Source organism: Streptomyces sp. NPDC005899 (assembly GCF_040629645.1).
Classification (GTDB): domain Bacteria; phylum Actinomycetota; class Actinomycetes; order Streptomycetales; family Streptomycetaceae; genus Streptomyces.
Genome location: NZ_JBEXWB010000151.1, coordinates 1 through 14,527, shown reverse-complemented (window position 1 = coordinate 14,527; position 14,527 = coordinate 1). Strand labels below are relative to the sequence as shown.

Sequence of the window (14,527 nt, the reverse complement as noted above, 5' to 3'; positions counted from 1 at the left end):
GCGCCTCGGCAGACGGATCGCGGGACGGGTGCGCCGGGGGTGACCACGAGGCGCCGGGGGCGGGCACGGCCCGGGGCTCCGCCTCCACCCGGACGCCGGGGCGCGCTTTGCGAGACGGGCGGCGTCCTTGCGCGGCCTCCTCGTCGGCACGGGGTCACCGGTGGCCCGTCGGGCCCGGTACCGTTGGTGGTTCCGATCTCGTGTGCCTCCTGGCGGGCTGCGTGACACCCCAGGAGGGAACACAGCATGACGACGAACCGTGGACGCAAGGACGTGATCCGCGACCGGATGGCCGCGACCGGCGAGTCGTACAACGTCGCCGCCCGCAATCTGAAGGCCATGAAGGACATGGGCGCCACCCGTGACGCCATGCTCGTGCAGCGCTGGCAGCCCGCGGAGTCGCTGGACGTGCCCTGCCCGTGCGGGGGCACGTGCGAGCCCGGGGAGACGTGTGACCGCTGCCACGCCCGGCACCGGCACGTGAAGAGGTATCCGGGGAGCCTGACGGACGCGGAGGTCTGGGCCGACCGCTACGAGTGCATGGGCTGCCCGGCCTCCTACACGCTGACCATCCGCCTGGCCGGGCGGCCCTGGGGTGTGACGGAGACCGTCGTCCAGGGCGGGGCGGCCGAGGAGGTCGTGCGGGCCCGGGTGTTCCCCGGGGTCGTGCACCCGCTGCTGCGGGCCGAGGCACAGGGCGGCGCCGGGGAGGAGTGACCTCCCCGGCGCCGTCGCGGACGTGCGCCGCCGCTCAGCTCTCGTCGGGCGCCAGCGTGAGGGAGATCGAGTTGATGCAGTACCGCTGGTCCGTGGGCGTCGGATAGCCCTCGCCCTCGAAGACGTGCCCCAGGTGCGAGCCGCAACGGGCGCAGCGCACCTCGGTGCGGGTCATCCCCATGCTGGTGTCCTCAAGCAGTTCGACCGCGTCGGTGTCCTTCGGGTCGTAAAAGGACGGCCAGCCGCAGTGCGACTCGAACTTGGTGTCGGAGCGGAACAGCTCCGCCCCGCAGGCACGGCAGGAGTAGACGCCCGCCGTCTTCGTGTCGGTGTACTCGCCCACGAACGCGGGCTCGGTGCCGGCCTTGCGCAGCACCGCGTACTCGGCGGGCGTCAGTTCCGCCCGCCACTGCTCGTCCGGCTTCTCGACGTCGTACGCCACGGTGGCTCCCTCAGCTCGACAGGTGGTCCAGGATCTGCGGGCCGAGGTCGGTGACATCGCCCGCTCCCATGGTGAGAACCAGATCGCCGGCCTCCGCCATTCCCGCGACCACGGCGGGCACCGCCCCCTTGTCGTGGACGGCCGTGACCTCGGCCCCCGCGGCCTTCGCCGCGTCGATGATCAGGGCGCTGGTGACGCCCGGGACCGGGTCCTCGCGGGCCGGGTAGATGTCCAGGACCACCGAGGCGTCGGCGAGGGCGAGGGCCTGCCCCATCTCGGTGCCGAGTTCCTGGGTGCGGGAGAAGAGGTGGGGCTGGAAGACGACGAGGATCCGGGAGCCGGCGGCCGCGCCGCGCATGGCCTCCAGGTCGGCGGTCATCTCGGTGGGGTGGTGCGCGTACGAGTCGACGACCTGCACGCCGGCCGCCTCGCCCTTGAGCTGGAGGCGCCGCTTGACTCCGGTGTACGTGCCGAGGGCGGAGGCCAGGTTGTGGGCCGGGATGCCGAGGGCGACGCCGGCGGTGAGCGCGGCGACCGCGTTGAGCGCGTAGTGGCGGCCGGGCACGGAGACCGTGAAGGTGAGGTACTTGCCGTCCAGCACGACCGTGACCTCGCTGGTCAGACCGCGAGGGGTGATCTTGTGCACCCGCACGTCCGCGGTCTCGGCCTCACCGTAGGTGACGACGGTGGTCCCGGCGGCGTCCCGGACGCGCCGGGTCAGCTCGACGGCGCCCGCCTGGTCCGCGGAGACGACGAGGGTGCCGCCGGGCACGACCTTGCCGACGAACGTCTCGAAGGAGTCGTAGATCTCGTCCATCGAGGCGTAGTTCGCGTGGTGGTCCAGCTCGACGTTGAGGACGATCGCGACCTGCGGGTCGTACTTCTGGAAGCTCCGGTCGCTCTCGTCGGCCTCGGCCACGAAGATGTCGCCGGCGCCGTGCGCGGCGTTGGTGCCGGGGCCCTCCAGGTCGCCGCCGATGGCGTACGACGGGTCCAGGGCCAGAGCCGACAGGGCGACGGCGAGCATCGAGGTCGTGGTGGTCTTGCCGTGCGTCCCGGCGACCGCGATGGCGCGCAGGCCCTCCATGAGGGAGGCGAGCGCGTCGGCGCGGTGGACGACCGGGACGGACAGCTCGGCGGCGCGGACCAGCTCCGGGTTGTCGGCGCGGATCGCGCTGGAGACGACCACGCAGGTGGCGTCGTCCGCCAGGTGCCCGCCGTCATGCCCGATGTGGACGGTCACCCCGAGGGCGCGCAGGGCCTCCGCGGTGGCGGACTCCCTGGCGTCGCTGCCCGCCACCTTGGCGCCCCGCTGGGCGAGGATCTTCGCGATGCCCGACATTCCGGCGCCGCCGATGCCGATGAAGTGCGGCCGTTCCAGGGCGGCAGGAATACCGGGTGCCATGCGTGTGTCTCCCGAGGGTGTGACGTCGGATGCGGTCGGTCCCAGCCTATTCGCTGTGCGCGAAGAGCTTGAGCACCGGTACGCCGACCTTGTGCCGGGCGCGGGAGGCCCAGTCGCGGTGGAAGAACTCCTCGACGTAGTGCGGTGCGGTCAGCACGATGACCTCGTCGGCCCGGGACTCGTCGACCACGGTCTTCAGCTTGTCGAGGGGGTGGTCCTCGATCACCTGTCCGACGGCCTCCGACCCGGCTCCGCGCAACTTCTGGAGCGAGTACTCCAGGGCGATGGCGGCGGGTTCGCGGGCCGCCCGGCCCTCCGGCTCGTCGTTCTCACGGACCGCTTCGCGCAGTTCCCCGACCGCCACGTCGTCGATGGCGCGCAGCAGCACGTCGGCCTGGTCGCCACGCGGCTGCATCAGCACGACGAACGAGATCGGCTCCTCCCCGTGGAGGGTGGTGACGAATTCCACGTCCTCGGGAGTGAGGGGCTTCTCGATCATCAAAACGCTCGTGAACACGACGGCGCCCTTCCGCTTCGTCTCGTCGACCGTGGACGGCCGCTGCTGAAACCATCCTTCCCCGTGATCGCACGGGGTTCAGCACTGAGTGTGCCCATCCGGAGTCAAACGGAACAGAACATTCCGCCCCATCTCAGCTCTTCACGTACCTCGTGTAGAGGAATCCTGCCTCCTCCAGCACCGAGACGAGGGAGAAACGTTCCGGCACGGACACCGCGGACCCTCGCGCGATCCGTTGCGCGTCTCCGGCCGTGAGCATCGGGGAGAGGCTCAGGCACAGCTCGTCCAGCACGCCGGAGGCGACGAACTGCCCGAGCAGCCGGGACCCGCCCTCCGTGAGGAGCCGCGTCAGGCCGCGGGCCGCCAGCTCCGCCACCGCGCGCGCCGGCTCCACGGTGGCCCCCTCACCGGCGACGACCACGTCGGCACCGGCCTTCCGGGCGGCGTGCATCCGGTCGGCCGGCGCCGCCGCCCCGGTGATCACCAGGGTCGGGACCAGGGGGGAGGCGAAGAGGGGGAGCGAGAAGTCCAGGTCCAGGCTCGCGCTGACGACCGCGATCACCGGAGCGGGACCCTGGCCCGCCGCGGCGCGGCGGGCGGCGAAGGCGTCACGGGCCCGGGCGGGGCGGTAGCCCTCCAGGCGCACCGTCTCGGCGCCGACGACGACCGCGTCGGCCAGCGCCCGCAGGGTGCCGAAGATCCGCATGTCGGTCGGGTCGGAGATGCCCTGGGAGCGGCCGTCGTGCTGGGCCGCTCCGTCCAGGGTGGACACCATGTTCGCACGGAGCCACCGGCTTCCCCCGGCCCCCGCCGGATACGCGTAGGCCTCGGCCAGTTCGTCGAGTGACCACTCGCGGTCGGTGGCGCCGGAGGTGGTCGTCGGGTCGGTCCGGTCCGTCACGGGAAGCAGGCGTCGCATGCGGTGCAGTCTGGCACGGCCCTCCCCGGCCACGCCCGTTGTAGGCAGCCGCTCCCCCGCCGCGGGCGGTCCCGTTAAGCTGGGGAGTTGTGTCGTCCTCCACCGCCGTGCCGGGGCAGAGCCCCATAGCCGAAACGGCCCCGCAGTCCTTGTGCGCCCTCGAGCCGCGCGTCCCCGCCGACCGGCTGGTCGCGGAGATGGTGCCGCCACCGCGCTTCGACGCGGTGCGCTTCGAGACCTACGAGCCCGATCCGGACCAGCCGAGCCAGACCGAGGCCGTCGAGGTGCTCAGCTCCTTCGCGGCCGGGCTCGGCGGCGCGCACGCCTCGGGCGGGGGGAAGCGCCGCTGGTTCGGCAGGAAGCCCACCGCGCCCACCGGGCCGCGCGGCGTCTACCTCGACGGCGGGTACGGCGTGGGCAAGACCCACCTGCTGGCCTCGCTGTGGCACGCCACGCCGGCCGCCCCCTCGCTCAAGGCCTTCGGCACCTTCGTCGAGCTGACGAACCTGGTCGGCGCGCTGGGCTTCCAGCAGACGGTGCAGACGCTGAGCGGGCACCGGCTTCTGTGCATCGACGAGTTCGAACTCGACGACCCGGGTGACACCGTCCTGGTGTCGTCGCTGCTGAGCAGGCTCGTCGAGGCCGGTGTGGCGCTGGCCGCCACGTCGAACACGCTGCCGGGCAAGCTGGGTGAGGGCCGGTTCGCGGCGGCCGACTTCCTCCGGGAGATCCAGGGGCTCTCCGCCCACTTCAGGCCCCTGCGGATCGACGGTGAGGACTACCGCCACCGCGGCCTGCCCGAGGCACCGCCCCCGTACTCCACGGAACAGGTCACCAAGGCCGCGTACGCGACCGCCGGCGCCTCCCTGGACGACTTCCCGGCGCTGCTCGGCCATCTCGCCCGGGTGCACCCCAGCCGGTACGGCGCACTGACCGACGGGATCACGGCCGTGTGCCTCACGGACGTCGAGCCGGTGCCCGACCAGTCGACGGCGCTGCGGCTCGTCGTGCTCGCGGACCGGCTGTACGACCGCGAGGTGCCGGTGCTGGCCTCGGGTCTGCCGTTCGACCGCCTGTTCAGCGACGAGATGCTGAACGGCGGGTACCGGAAGAAATACTTCCGGGCGATCTCGCGGCTGACGGCACTGGCGCGTGACGCGAAGGCTCTGGTGGCGCAGTAGGTTCGGGGTTGCGGACCTCGTCCTCGGCGCTTCCGGGCGCCGCGTACGCGCGACCGCGCAACCGCGCACACCGTTTCGAAGGGATCCCGTATGGCCACCACGCGTCAGGCACACACGATCTGGGAAGGCAACCTGCTCGAGGGCAAGGGTGTCGTGACCCTCGACTCCTCCGGGATCGGGGAGTACCCGGTCTCCTGGCCGTCCCGCGCGGAGCAGGCGAACGGGAAGACCAGCCCGGAGGAGCTCATCGCCGCCGCGCACTCCAGCTGCTTCTCGATGGCCCTCTCCAACGGCCTGGCCTCGGCGGGCAGTCCGCCGGCCCGGCTGAACACCAAGGCCGAGGTCACCTTCCAGCCCGGTACGGGCATCACCGGCATCCACCTCACGGTGGAGGGCGAGGTCCCGGGTCTGGACGAGGCGGGCTTCGTTAAGGCCGCCGAGGACGCCAAGGCCAACTGCCCGGTCAGCCAGGCGCTCAGCGGCACGACGATCACGCTCACCGCGACGCTGGCCTGATGTCCGCGCGAGTCCCCGGGGTGGCGGTCGCCGCCCCGGGGACTCGTGCGTCCGGGGCCCGCCTCCGGCCGTGACTCCCCGGCTCCGGATCGCCGCCCCCTCCGCCGCCCGCGGGACTCCGCAGCGCAAGTCGTGCGCATGACAACGTTCGCCGGAGCGTCCGGCCGGGCAGGTCTGATCCCGACGATCTCACGTCGCCTGTCCGCCAACAGGGAGTTGCCCATGTCATCCGCACCTCGACCGCTCGCGACACGTCGACAGGTCCTGGCCGGCAGCGCCGCCGCCGCGTCGATCGCCTTCACCGGGGCCTTCGGCGAGCTCTTCGCGGGCACGGCGGCCGCCCGGGGCCACAGCGGCTACGGTCCGCTCGTCCCGGACCCGCGCGGCCTGCTCGATCTGCCGAAAGGTTTCCGCTACCAGGTCCTCTCCCGGGAGGGCGACCCCCTGCGCTCCGGGGAGGGCCCGGTGCCCAGCCACTGCGACGGCATGGCCGCATTCGCCGGCCGCCACGGCCGCGTCCACCTCGTGCGCAACCACGAGAACCGCCCCGACGCCGAGATCGCCGTCCCCACGGTCGAGGGCCTCACCTACGACCCGGCGTCAAAGGGCGGCTGTACGGCCCTGGAGCTCGACGGCCGGGGGCACGTCCTCGGCGAGCGTGTCGCCGTCGCGGGTACGGCCGTCAACTGCGCGGGCGGCCCCACCCCGTGGAGGACCTGGCTGACCTGCGAGGAGACCGAGGACAAGGCCGGCACCAACGGCTACACCAAGGATCACGGGTACGTCTTCGAGGTGGACGGCGCCGACCCGCGCCGCACGGGGGCGGTGCCGCTGACCGCGATGGGGCGCTTCCAGCACGAGGCGATCGCGGTCGACCCGGGGAACGGAATCGTGTACGAGACCGAGGACGCCTTCGAGCGCCCGTTCGGCCTCTTCTACCGTTTCCTCCCGGAGAAGCCGCTCGGCGGGACGGGGTCCCTGCGGGCGGGCGGCACGCTGGAGGCGATGCGGGTCCCCGGCGTGCCCGACCTGTCCGCGATCCAGGAGACCGGCGCCCGTTTCGACCGGATCGAGTGGGTGCCGGTACCGGACCCGCAGGCCTCCGGGACACCGATCCGGCACCAGGACTTCGGCCCGAAGGGCATCACCCACGCGCAGAAGCTGGAGGGCTGCTACTGGGGCGGGTCCTCGGTCTACTTCGTCTCCAGCTTCGCCCACAGCTCGCAGGGGTCGGCGGCCGACCACTTCGGGCAGGTCTGGCGGTACGAGCCCGGGCGGCGGCGGCTCACGCTGGTCGTCGTCTTCGGGCCCGGCACCGACGTCCGGTTGCCCGGCGAGTCCCCCGACAACATCTGCCTCGCCGCCGGCGGCGGGCTGATGGTCTGCGAGGACGGCGGCGGCGCCCAGCACGTGTTCGGGGTGACGCGGCACGGCGAGGTGTACCCGATGGCGCGGGGCAGGCAGAACATCGGAACGCCCGAGGAACCTGAGTGGGGCGAGTTCGCCGGTGTCACGTTCGCTCCGGACGGCGCGACGATGTTCGTGAACTGCTACACGCCGGGGACGACGTTCGCGGTGACGGGACCGTGGCGCTGAGGACCGGCTGAGGGGTCCGGGACGGGACTCCGGACCGGGCCGGAGCGCCGTCCGGCCTTTCCGGCGTCCCGTCGGCTAACGTCCCCCAGTGATCACATCGGTTCGTATGATGACCGCAACGGCGGCGGCCACGGCGGTGGCGGTGCTCGGCTCGGTCCTCGCCGGCTGCGGCGCCCCGGAACGCACGCGCACGGAGGCCGTCGCGCCTCCCGCCGGGTCCACCATCCCTGCGGACGAGTCCTCCGCCCCGCCGGCCGGCGCCGTCCCGTCCGCCACGGCCGAGGCGGGGCAGGGGCAAGGCCAAGGCCCGCCCACCATGGCGCCGGGCCCGGCGGGGACGACCCCGGTCTTCGAGCGCCGGGCCGAACACGCGCCCGGCGGAGCGGACAAGGTCGTGGCCCTCACCTTCGACGCCGACATGACGGCGGATCAGGGGCCGCGCGCCGCGGCGGGCGAGCAGTTCGACAATCCGCCGCTGATCGCGCTGCTACGCCGGCTGAAGGTGCCGTCGACGGTCTTCATGACCGGCCGCTGGGCACGGGAGTACCCCTCCCAGGCCCGCGCGATCGGCAACGACCCCCTGTTCGAGGTGGCCAACCACTCCTACAGCCACTACGCCTTCTCCTCGCCCTGCTACGGCCTGCCCACCGTGGCGGAGTCCGCGATGCGGGGCGAAGTGGAGCGGGCGTTCACGGAGATCCGCAGGACGGGGGCGCGCAACGTCGTCCCCTACTTCCGCTTCCCCGGCGGCTGCTACGACGACGTCTCGCTCAAGGCCCTGGCGTCGACGGGGGTGACGGCCGTGCAGTGGGACGTCGTCAGCGGTGACGCGTTCGCCACGGACGCCGGCGCGGTGGCCGAGCAGGTCCTCGACGGCGTACGGCCGGGGTCGCTGGTCGTCATGCACTGCACGCGCAGCGCCGCTCCCGTCACCGAGGACGCCGTGCGCCGGGTGGTGCCGGAACTGCGCCGCCGGGGATACCGCTTCGTGAAGGTCTCCGAGCTGATGCGGGGCTGAGGCAGGGCGGACGCGAACCCGCCGGAGCGCGGGCCCGAGTGCGCCCGGGGCGCGCGTGCCGGCCTCCGGACGCCTCCCAGGGGCCACCGCTCAGCCCGAGCAGGCGGTGCGCTCCGCCTCCTGCCACTCGCAGACCGGGCAGAGGGTGCTGCCCTTCACCGACTCCGGGTACTCGGTCGGCTTCCCGCACCGCACGCAGTCCGCGTACGGGGGACCCGCGTCCGCCGGTGCGGGGGCCCGCGGGGGCGTCCCGCAGGAGGCCTCGCCGGTACGTCCGTCCATCCGCTCGTCCGCGTGCTCGTCCATGCCTTCGAGCGTACTCACTCGGGCACCGGGGCGAGCCGGGCGGTGACGGCCGCGACCGCCGCGGCGGCGACCACCGCCCCGGCGAAGGGAAGGACGGGCAGGAAGGGAAGGACGGGCAGCGGGACCGTGCCGCTCGGCGATCCGGTGACCGGAGCCGTCACGGCGTGCTCGGCCGGCGAGCCGTCGGTCACGCGGCGACCAGGGTGTGCGGCGACAGCTCCGGCCGGACCCCGCGCAGCACCCAGGGGCCGCGGAGGCCGTACCGGCGGCCCACGGCTTCCGGCTTCAGTTGGACGACGCCTTCTCCGGCTTGAGCTCACTGGGCCGCACGATCACGAAGCCCTCGCCCTGCAGCATCAGCTGGACCGCCTCGCCGGAGCCGCCGCGCACCATGGAGCCGATGCTCTGCGAGCGGTGCAGGGAGGTGGACAGATGCGCGCTCCAGCCGACCACCGCGTCCGTGTCGACGTACACCGGCTGCTGCGCGCTCACGGGGATCACGACGGGGTGGCCGTCGCATATCAGGCCGAGCTTGCCGAACCCGCTGAAGACGCTGTTGAACAGTCCGCCGCCCGCCATCCCGGCGCCCTTCACGGTCTTGATCTCGTAGGAGAGGCTCGCGTCGAAGCACAGGACGTTGCGGCCGTTGACGGTCAGCACGTCGCCCTGCTCCATCTCGACGACGAAGCAGTTGGCGGCCTCGTGGGCGAACCATGCCTCGCCCTGACCCCGGACCGCCATGAGCGGCAGTCCCTCGCCCGTGACCGCGCGCTTGAGCATTCCGCCGATGCCCTGGCCCTTGCGCTCGAACTGGAGGGTGCCGCGGTAGGCGATCATCGATCCCTGGCGCGCGTGCATCTCACCGTTGACGACGTACTTGACGCACTTGGCGTTCTGCAGGGACATGCCGGGGGCGGCGGGAGGCTGGGCCATGTGCTCGCTGGAAAAGATGTCGCTCTTCATGCCGGGCATCCTCACCCGGAGGCGCACGTTCCGCCAAGGACGTGCCCCGCGGGCCTGTAACGAACGTGCCCCGCGGGCCTGCCACGAACGTGCCCGCGGCCTGTCCCAGGGGCCTGGCAGACTGGGTGCGTGAGCAGCGACAGCCTTCCCGAGACCCTTTCCGCGGCGCCCGCGGACCCCGCCGACAGCCCGTTCCGCGCGGAGCCCACCCTTCGGGACGAGGCGCGGCAGTTCGTGCTGCCGCTGGTGGTGCGCATCGAGAGGACCGATCCCCCGGCGCGCACGGACGCGCTGGTGACCGCCGCGCGGGCGGTGCTGACGCTCCTCTCGGACGAACGCTCACTGGGCGAGGGTGAGTGGGCCGGGCTCATCCGGGACTGGCAGGACGCCCGCATCCGCAAGGTGGTGCGGCGGGCACGCGGTGCGGAGTGGCGCAAGGCGGCCGCGCTGCCCGGGATCACGGTCACGGGCGAGCGGGCCGAGGTGCGGGTCTTCCCGCCGGTGCCGCTCGACGGCTGGCCCAGGGAGCTGGCCAAGCTCCAGGTCTCGGGCACGGATCTCGACGACCCGGAGCCCCCGGCCGCCCCCGGTCCGGCCGGTCCGGTCCTGTGGCTCAGCCCCGGGGTCACGATGTCCGCGGGCAAGGCGATGGCGCAGGCCGGACACGGGGCGCAGCTCGCCTGGTGGGAGCTGTCCGAGACGGAGCGCAAGGCCTGGCGCGAGGCCGGCTTCCCGCTCTCCGTGGCCACCGCGGACCCGGCCCGGTGGCGGGAACTGACCGTGAGCGGGTTGCCGGTGGTGCGCGACGCGGGGTTCACCGAGGTCGCCCCGGGCTCGTGCACGGTCGTCGCCGACCACCCGGCGCTGCGCCGCTGACCCGGCACGGTGGCGGCCTCCGGTCGACGCGCCCCGGGCGGGCGCGGCGGCGGTGACCCGGGCGGGGCGGGCGCGGACGCGGGCAGTGCGCCCGTGGAGCGCCCCCCGGAAACGGGCCGGTCCGGCTGAACATCTCTGCGCCGATCTACGTATCCCCCGGTACTGCCGCTCCGGCATTACCGCGAAGTAGGTTGAACCACGAGTCAGTCGGCGGTTGATTCGGAGCTGTCACGCACCGGCCCTGGAGACACACTTGTTGCGACGTATCAACGGAACAGCGCTCATCATCGCGGCACTGGTCGCCACACTCGGCGCGCTCGCCTATCCCGTCTGGTCGTACGCCGACCGCTCCGGCACCGGGGAGGCCAATCTGAACGCCTCCAGTGTCGCCACCCAGTGGGGGCCGCTCTCCGCCACCGACCGCGACTTCCTGGTCAAGGTGCGCCTGGCGGGGCTGTGGGAGCTGCCCGCGGGGCAGCAGGCCATCCAGCGCGCGCCGAGCGAGGCGACGAAGGCGGCGGGGGACCACCTGGTGGTCGGCCACACCGATCTGGACCGACGGGCCCGCGACGTGGCGGCGAAGCTGGGGGTGGAGCTCCCGAACCAGCCGACCGAGCAGCAGCAGGGGTGGCTGCGGGAGCTGACGGCGGCCGGCGGTGACGAGTACCAGCGCAAGTTCGCCAACCTCCTGCGCGCCGCGCACGGAAAGGTGTTCGCGCTGATCGCCCAGGTCCGGCACACCACGCGCAACTCGCTGATCCGGCAACTGGCCTCCGACGCCAACCAGACGGTGCTCGACCACATCACCATGCTGGAGGGCACCGGCTTCGTCGACTTCGACGGGCTGGCACGCGATGCGGCGGGCGCCTCGACGGCCAGCCCGTCGGGGCCGCCCATGTCCTCGGGCGGCGGGGTCCCGCAGGTCCCGGTGCCGGCGACACCGAGCGGCGACCAGTCCTTCACCTCGCGCCCCGTACCACCGACGATGGAGCCCCTGCCGCATCCCTGACCCGCTGACGCGCCCCCACGCCACCGCGGGCGTCACAGGCGCTCGGGCGTCACGGGCGTTCGCCCCGCACCACCGGCCGCCGGGCCCGGCCCGCCGGGGCGAACCGCCGGGAACCTCAAATCATGCTCTGAACGTCCCCCGTTCCGGGTTGAAGGCTTCCGTGCGGGGCCATCACCCCCGCACGGAACGGGGAGGGGACACCATGAGGTTGGGAACGGGGATCGGCTGGCGGCCGGAGATCGCGGACGCCGTCGAGTCACTGCCGGGGGTCGACTGGGTCGAGGTGGTCGCCGAGAACATCTGCGTCGGCCATCTCCCCGAGTCGCTGGTACGGCTGCGCGAGCGCGGGGTCACCGTCGTCCCGCACGGGGTCTCGACGGGGCTGGGCGGGGCGGACCGCCCCGATCCGGGCCGCCTCGCCGGACTCGCCGCCCGGGCGGCGCTGCTCGGCTCGCCGTTGGTGACGGAACACATCGCGTTCGTCAGGGCGGGCGGCGAGCTCACCGCGTCACCGGGGCTGGAGGCGGGTCATCTGCTGCCCGTGCCCCGGACCTGGGACGCGCTGGACGTGCTGTGCGAGAACGTGCGGATAGCCCAGGACTCGCTGCCCGTGCCGCTTGCCCTGGAGAACATCGCGGCGCTCGTCTCCTGGCCGGACGAGGAGATGACGGAGGGCCAGTTCCTCGCGGAGCTGGTGGAGCGGACCGGCGTACGGCTGCTGATCGACGTCGCCAACCTCCACACCAACCACGTGAACCGGGGGGAGGACCCCTCGGCCGCCCTCGACGAACTGCCGGTGGAGGCCATCGCCTACGTGCACGTGGCGGGCGGGGTCGAGAAGGACGGCGTGTGGCACGACACGCACGCCCACCCGGTGACGGCCCCCGTCCTGGAGGTGCTCGCCGCGCTCCGCTCCCGGGTCGACCCGCCGGGCGTCCTCCTGGAGCGCGACGACGACTTCCCCCCGGCGGCCGTACTGGCGGACGAACTGGCGGCGATCCGGGCCACGCTGACCGGGGCGCCGGCCGGTGCGGGACCTGTGCGCTCCCCGCGGCGGCCGCGGCCCGCTCGGCCTGCCGCGCAGCCCGCGGGCGGCCGTGGCAGGACCGCTGTGGCCCAGGCCGCGCTGCTCTCGTCCCTGGTCGCGGGCACCCCCGCCCCGGACGGCTTCGACCACCGGCGCCTGCGGGTGCAGAGCCGGGCCCTGGCCGCCAAGCGGGCCGAGGTCGTCGCCAAGGTGGCGCCGGAGCTGCCCGGGATCCTCGGGGACGGCTACCGCACGGCTTTCCTCGCCTACGCCGGCTCCCGGCCCATGTCCGGTGGTTACCGCCGCGACGCCCTGGACTTCGCCGAGCACCTGCTGATCTCGGGTCTCCCGGCCGACGACGGGGCGCGGCGCCGGCTCACCCACTGGTGGCAGGACCGCGCGGCGGCGCGCCCGCCGCGTCGCGGCACCCGTCTGCTGCGGGCCGCCCGTACCGCCCTGGCCGGAAGGTGACCGCCGTGAACGCCCTCGCCCTGCTGCTGACCGTGGCCGTGGCCGTCTCCTCCACGCTCCTGATCGTCGCGACCGCCAAGGTGGGCCGGCGCCGGGGTGGTTCCGGAGCGGAGGTGCACGATCTCTCCGAGGCCGCGTTCCTGAGCGGCGGCCCGGCCAGGGCCGTGGACACCGCGCTCACCGCCCTGCACACGGACGGGCGGCTGGTCGTCGGCGGCCCCGGCATCGTCGCCGTCCGGCGGGCGGAGGCCCGCGACGCGGTGGAACGCGCTGTACTGGAGGAGATGGCCGCGGCCCCGAACGGCGCGCTGCACCTGCTGCGGGAGGCCGTGATGCGGCACCCGGCGGTGCAGGAGATCGGTGACGGGCTCGCGGCCCGCGGTCTGCTCGTCTCCCCGGCCGAGACCCGGACCCGCCGCCGGTGGGCGATCGGACAGGGGGTGTTCTGCGTGGTGGCCTTTCCCGTCAGCATCATCCTCACCGTGGTGCAGTACGTGGCCCTCGACCCCCTTTCGGACATTCCGGCCCCCTTCGTCCTCAAGGTGCTGCCCGCCCTCCTGGCCGGTGGCGTGGTCGGCCTGCTCACCGCCTCGTCCGCCAGGGCACGGGTCACCAGGGCGGGGCGCCTGGCGGCGCACGCGTACCGGGCCGCCCGTGTGCGGCTGGCGGACCCTGCCCACCTGGTGGCCACCCAGGGCCTGCGCGCGCTGCCCGACGCCGGCCTGCGGGAGCAGTTGGCGGCGGCGGCCCGCCACCGGCGCGCCGGGTCCCGTGCCTCGGCGTCCGCGCCGACGGCCTCTTCCACCGCGGCCGGGGTCTTCGTACCGGTGGTGTGGTGCGCCGGTGCGGGCCCCGGCGGGGGGAGCTGCGGCACTTCCGGTGACGGAGGCGGCCCCGGGGCGGGTTCGTCCTGCGGTACGGGCGCTTCCTGCAGTGCGGGCGGGGGTTGCGGTGGCAGCGGTGGGTCGTCGAGCTGCGGGAGCAGCAGCGGTTCCAGCTGCAGCAGCGGCTCGAGTTGTGGCGGTGGTTCCAGCTGCGGCGGGAGCTCCTGATCCGCGCGGCTCCTGCCCCGCACGTCGGAATTCGGTCACCTCTGACTGTCTGTGACCATCTTCTGTCCGAATCGTGAACAGGTGATGGCGCTCCGCGTCCTCCTCGCATAGAAATCCGCCATGCTCTGGGTTCTGCTTCTTCTGGTCGCGTGGGGTGCGGCGGCCCTCACCTGTATCCGGCTCTGCCTCGTCACCGCAGGTGCGGCGCTACGGCCGGCCGATACCGCCGAGGCCCACACCCCCCGTGAACTCAGCCTGTACGAGACGGCGTTCCTGGCCGGAGGCCCCCACCGGGTCGCCGATCTGGCGCTGATCTCCATGCACCTGCGGCGCCGGCTGCTGCTCGCCCACACCGGCTGGGCGACCGTCGTGGATCCCGAGGGCCGCGACGAGGTGGAGCGGACCGTGATCCGGGCGATCGGCCCGGAGGGCCAGTCCCGGATAGCGCCCCTGCGCGCGGCGGCTGCCGCGGCGGACGCCGTGCGGGTCCTGGCCGACCGCCTCGTCGCGGC

General features: G+C 73.4%; 17 protein-coding genes. 10 read left to right on the top strand and 7 right to left on the bottom strand.

Annotated elements, in window-relative coordinates:
* Nucleotides 1-246 precede the first annotated feature (246 nt).
* A complete protein-coding gene (locus tag ABZ371_RS18200) occupies nt 247-717 on the top strand; it encodes a hypothetical protein (protein WP_358680306.1) in 471 nt (156 codons plus the stop codon).
* A 34-nt stretch (nt 718-751) separates the two neighbouring features.
* On the opposite strand, the gene msrB is transcribed toward ABZ371_RS18200, so the two are convergent.
* The 4 genes from msrB to ABZ371_RS18180 form a co-directional block, all read right to left on the bottom strand.
* A complete protein-coding gene (msrB, locus tag ABZ371_RS18195) occupies nt 752-1,159 on the bottom strand; it encodes a peptide-methionine (R)-S-oxide reductase MsrB (protein WP_358680303.1) in 408 nt (135 codons plus the stop codon).
* A 10-nt stretch (nt 1,160-1,169) separates the two neighbouring features.
* Nucleotides 1,170-2,564 carry a UDP-N-acetylmuramate--L-alanine ligase gene (gene murC / locus ABZ371_RS18190; protein ID WP_358680300.1) on the bottom strand — a complete coding sequence of 465 codons (1,395 nt, stop codon included), beginning with the start codon at nt 2,562-2,564 and terminating at the stop codon, nt 1,170-1,172.
* A 46-nt stretch (nt 2,565-2,610) separates the two neighbouring features.
* The gene (locus tag ABZ371_RS18185; protein ID WP_358680297.1) at nt 2,611-3,063 is read right to left on the bottom strand and encodes an indole-3-glycerol phosphate synthase; all 453 of its coding nucleotides are present in this window, start codon (nt 3,061-3,063) and stop codon (nt 2,611-2,613) included.
* 151 nt (nt 3,064-3,214) lie between these two features.
* A complete protein-coding gene (locus ABZ371_RS18180) occupies nt 3,215-4,000 on the bottom strand; it encodes a pyrimidine reductase family protein (protein WP_358680295.1) in 786 nt (261 codons plus the stop codon).
* A gap of 89 nt (nt 4,001-4,089) precedes the next feature.
* Here ABZ371_RS18180 and zapE point away from each other — a divergent pair, with 89 nt between their 5' ends.
* The 4 genes from zapE to ABZ371_RS18160 all read left to right on the top strand — a co-directional run bounded on the left by zapE (nt 4,090) and on the right by ABZ371_RS18160 (nt 8,311).
* The gene (zapE, locus tag ABZ371_RS18175; protein ID WP_358680292.1) at nt 4,090-5,181 is read left to right on the top strand and encodes a cell division protein ZapE; all 1,092 of its coding nucleotides are present in this window, start codon (nt 4,090-4,092) and stop codon (nt 5,179-5,181) included.
* A 90-nt stretch (nt 5,182-5,271) separates the two neighbouring features.
* Complete coding sequence (locus ABZ371_RS18170) at nt 5,272-5,697, top strand: OsmC family protein (protein WP_358680289.1); 426 nt, start codon at nt 5,272-5,274, stop codon at nt 5,695-5,697.
* Nucleotides 5,698-5,919: 222 nt separating this feature from the next.
* Nucleotides 5,920-7,293 carry an alkaline phosphatase PhoX gene (locus ABZ371_RS18165; RefSeq protein ID WP_358680286.1) on the top strand — a complete coding sequence of 458 codons (1,374 nt, stop codon included), beginning with the start codon at nt 5,920-5,922 and terminating at the stop codon, nt 7,291-7,293.
* A gap of 106 nt (nt 7,294-7,399) precedes the next feature.
* Entirely contained in the window at nt 7,400-8,311 is a 912-nt protein-coding gene (locus ABZ371_RS18160; protein WP_358680283.1) for a polysaccharide deacetylase family protein, read from the top strand.
* A gap of 90 nt (nt 8,312-8,401) precedes the next feature.
* Here ABZ371_RS18160 and ABZ371_RS18155 read toward each other — a convergent pair whose 3' ends face one another.
* From ABZ371_RS18155 to ABZ371_RS18145, 3 genes are all read right to left on the bottom strand, one after another.
* Nucleotides 8,402-8,593 (bottom strand): hypothetical protein, encoded by a 192-nt coding sequence (locus tag ABZ371_RS18155; protein WP_358680312.1) that lies wholly within the window; start codon nt 8,591-8,593, stop codon nt 8,402-8,404.
* A gap of 38 nt (nt 8,594-8,631) precedes the next feature.
* Complete coding sequence (locus ABZ371_RS18150; RefSeq protein ID WP_358680280.1) at nt 8,632-8,808, bottom strand: hypothetical protein; 177 nt, start codon at nt 8,806-8,808, stop codon at nt 8,632-8,634.
* A 94-nt stretch (nt 8,809-8,902) separates the two neighbouring features.
* Nucleotides 8,903-9,580, bottom strand: coding sequence for an AIM24 family protein (locus ABZ371_RS18145; protein ID WP_358680278.1), 678 nt, complete (start codon nt 9,578-9,580; stop codon nt 8,903-8,905).
* Between the two features lie 129 nt (nt 9,581-9,709).
* Here ABZ371_RS18145 and ABZ371_RS18140 point away from each other — a divergent pair, with 129 nt between their 5' ends.
* From ABZ371_RS18140 to ABZ371_RS18120, 5 genes are all read left to right on the top strand, one after another.
* Nucleotides 9,710-10,456, top strand: a complete 747-nt coding sequence (locus ABZ371_RS18140) for a peptidyl-tRNA hydrolase (protein ID WP_358680275.1) — start codon at nt 9,710-9,712, stop codon at nt 10,454-10,456.
* A gap of 256 nt (nt 10,457-10,712) precedes the next feature.
* Nucleotides 10,713-11,465 carry a DUF4142 domain-containing protein gene (locus ABZ371_RS18135; protein ID WP_358680309.1) on the top strand — a complete coding sequence of 251 codons (753 nt, stop codon included), beginning with the start codon at nt 10,713-10,715 and terminating at the stop codon, nt 11,463-11,465.
* Nucleotides 11,466-11,667: 202 nt separating this feature from the next.
* Nucleotides 11,668-12,963 carry a DUF692 domain-containing protein gene (locus ABZ371_RS18130; RefSeq protein WP_358680273.1) on the top strand — a complete coding sequence of 432 codons (1,296 nt, stop codon included), beginning with the start codon at nt 11,668-11,670 and terminating at the stop codon, nt 12,961-12,963.
* A 5-nt stretch (nt 12,964-12,968) separates the two neighbouring features.
* Nucleotides 12,969-14,015 (top strand): TIGR04222 domain-containing membrane protein, encoded by a 1,047-nt coding sequence (locus tag ABZ371_RS18125; protein ID WP_358680270.1) that lies wholly within the window; start codon nt 12,969-12,971, stop codon nt 14,013-14,015.
* A 120-nt stretch (nt 14,016-14,135) separates the two neighbouring features.
* Nucleotides 14,136-14,527: TIGR04222 domain-containing membrane protein (locus ABZ371_RS18120; protein ID WP_358680268.1), on the top strand; the 392-nt coding region annotated here is incomplete at its 3' end.

Excerpts from the sequence above, each read along its gene's own strand:
- ABZ371_RS18200 (WP_358680306.1), top strand. The coding sequence starts at position 247 with ATGACGACGAACCGTGGACGCAAGGACGTGATCCGCGACCGGATGGCC.
- murC (WP_358680300.1), bottom strand. The coding sequence starts at position 2,564 with ATGGCACCCGGTATTCCTGCCGCCCTGGAACGGCCGCACTTCATCGGC.
- ABZ371_RS18185 (WP_358680297.1), bottom strand. The coding sequence starts at position 3,063 with ATGATCGAGAAGCCCCTCACTCCCGAGGACGTGGAATTCGTCACCACC.
- ABZ371_RS18180 (WP_358680295.1), bottom strand. The coding sequence starts at position 4,000 with ATGCGACGCCTGCTTCCCGTGACGGACCGGACCGACCCGACGACCACC.
- ABZ371_RS18170 (WP_358680289.1), top strand. The coding sequence starts at position 5,272 with ATGGCCACCACGCGTCAGGCACACACGATCTGGGAAGGCAACCTGCTC.
- ABZ371_RS18165 (WP_358680286.1), top strand. The coding sequence starts at position 5,920 with ATGTCATCCGCACCTCGACCGCTCGCGACACGTCGACAGGTCCTGGCC.
- ABZ371_RS18160 (WP_358680283.1), top strand. The coding sequence starts at position 7,400 with ATGATGACCGCAACGGCGGCGGCCACGGCGGTGGCGGTGCTCGGCTCG.
- ABZ371_RS18155 (WP_358680312.1), bottom strand. The coding sequence starts at position 8,593 with ATGGACGGACGTACCGGCGAGGCCTCCTGCGGGACGCCCCCGCGGGCC.
- ABZ371_RS18145 (WP_358680278.1), bottom strand. The coding sequence starts at position 9,580 with ATGAAGAGCGACATCTTTTCCAGCGAGCACATGGCCCAGCCTCCCGCC.
- ABZ371_RS18130 (WP_358680273.1), top strand. The coding sequence starts at position 11,668 with ATGAGGTTGGGAACGGGGATCGGCTGGCGGCCGGAGATCGCGGACGCC.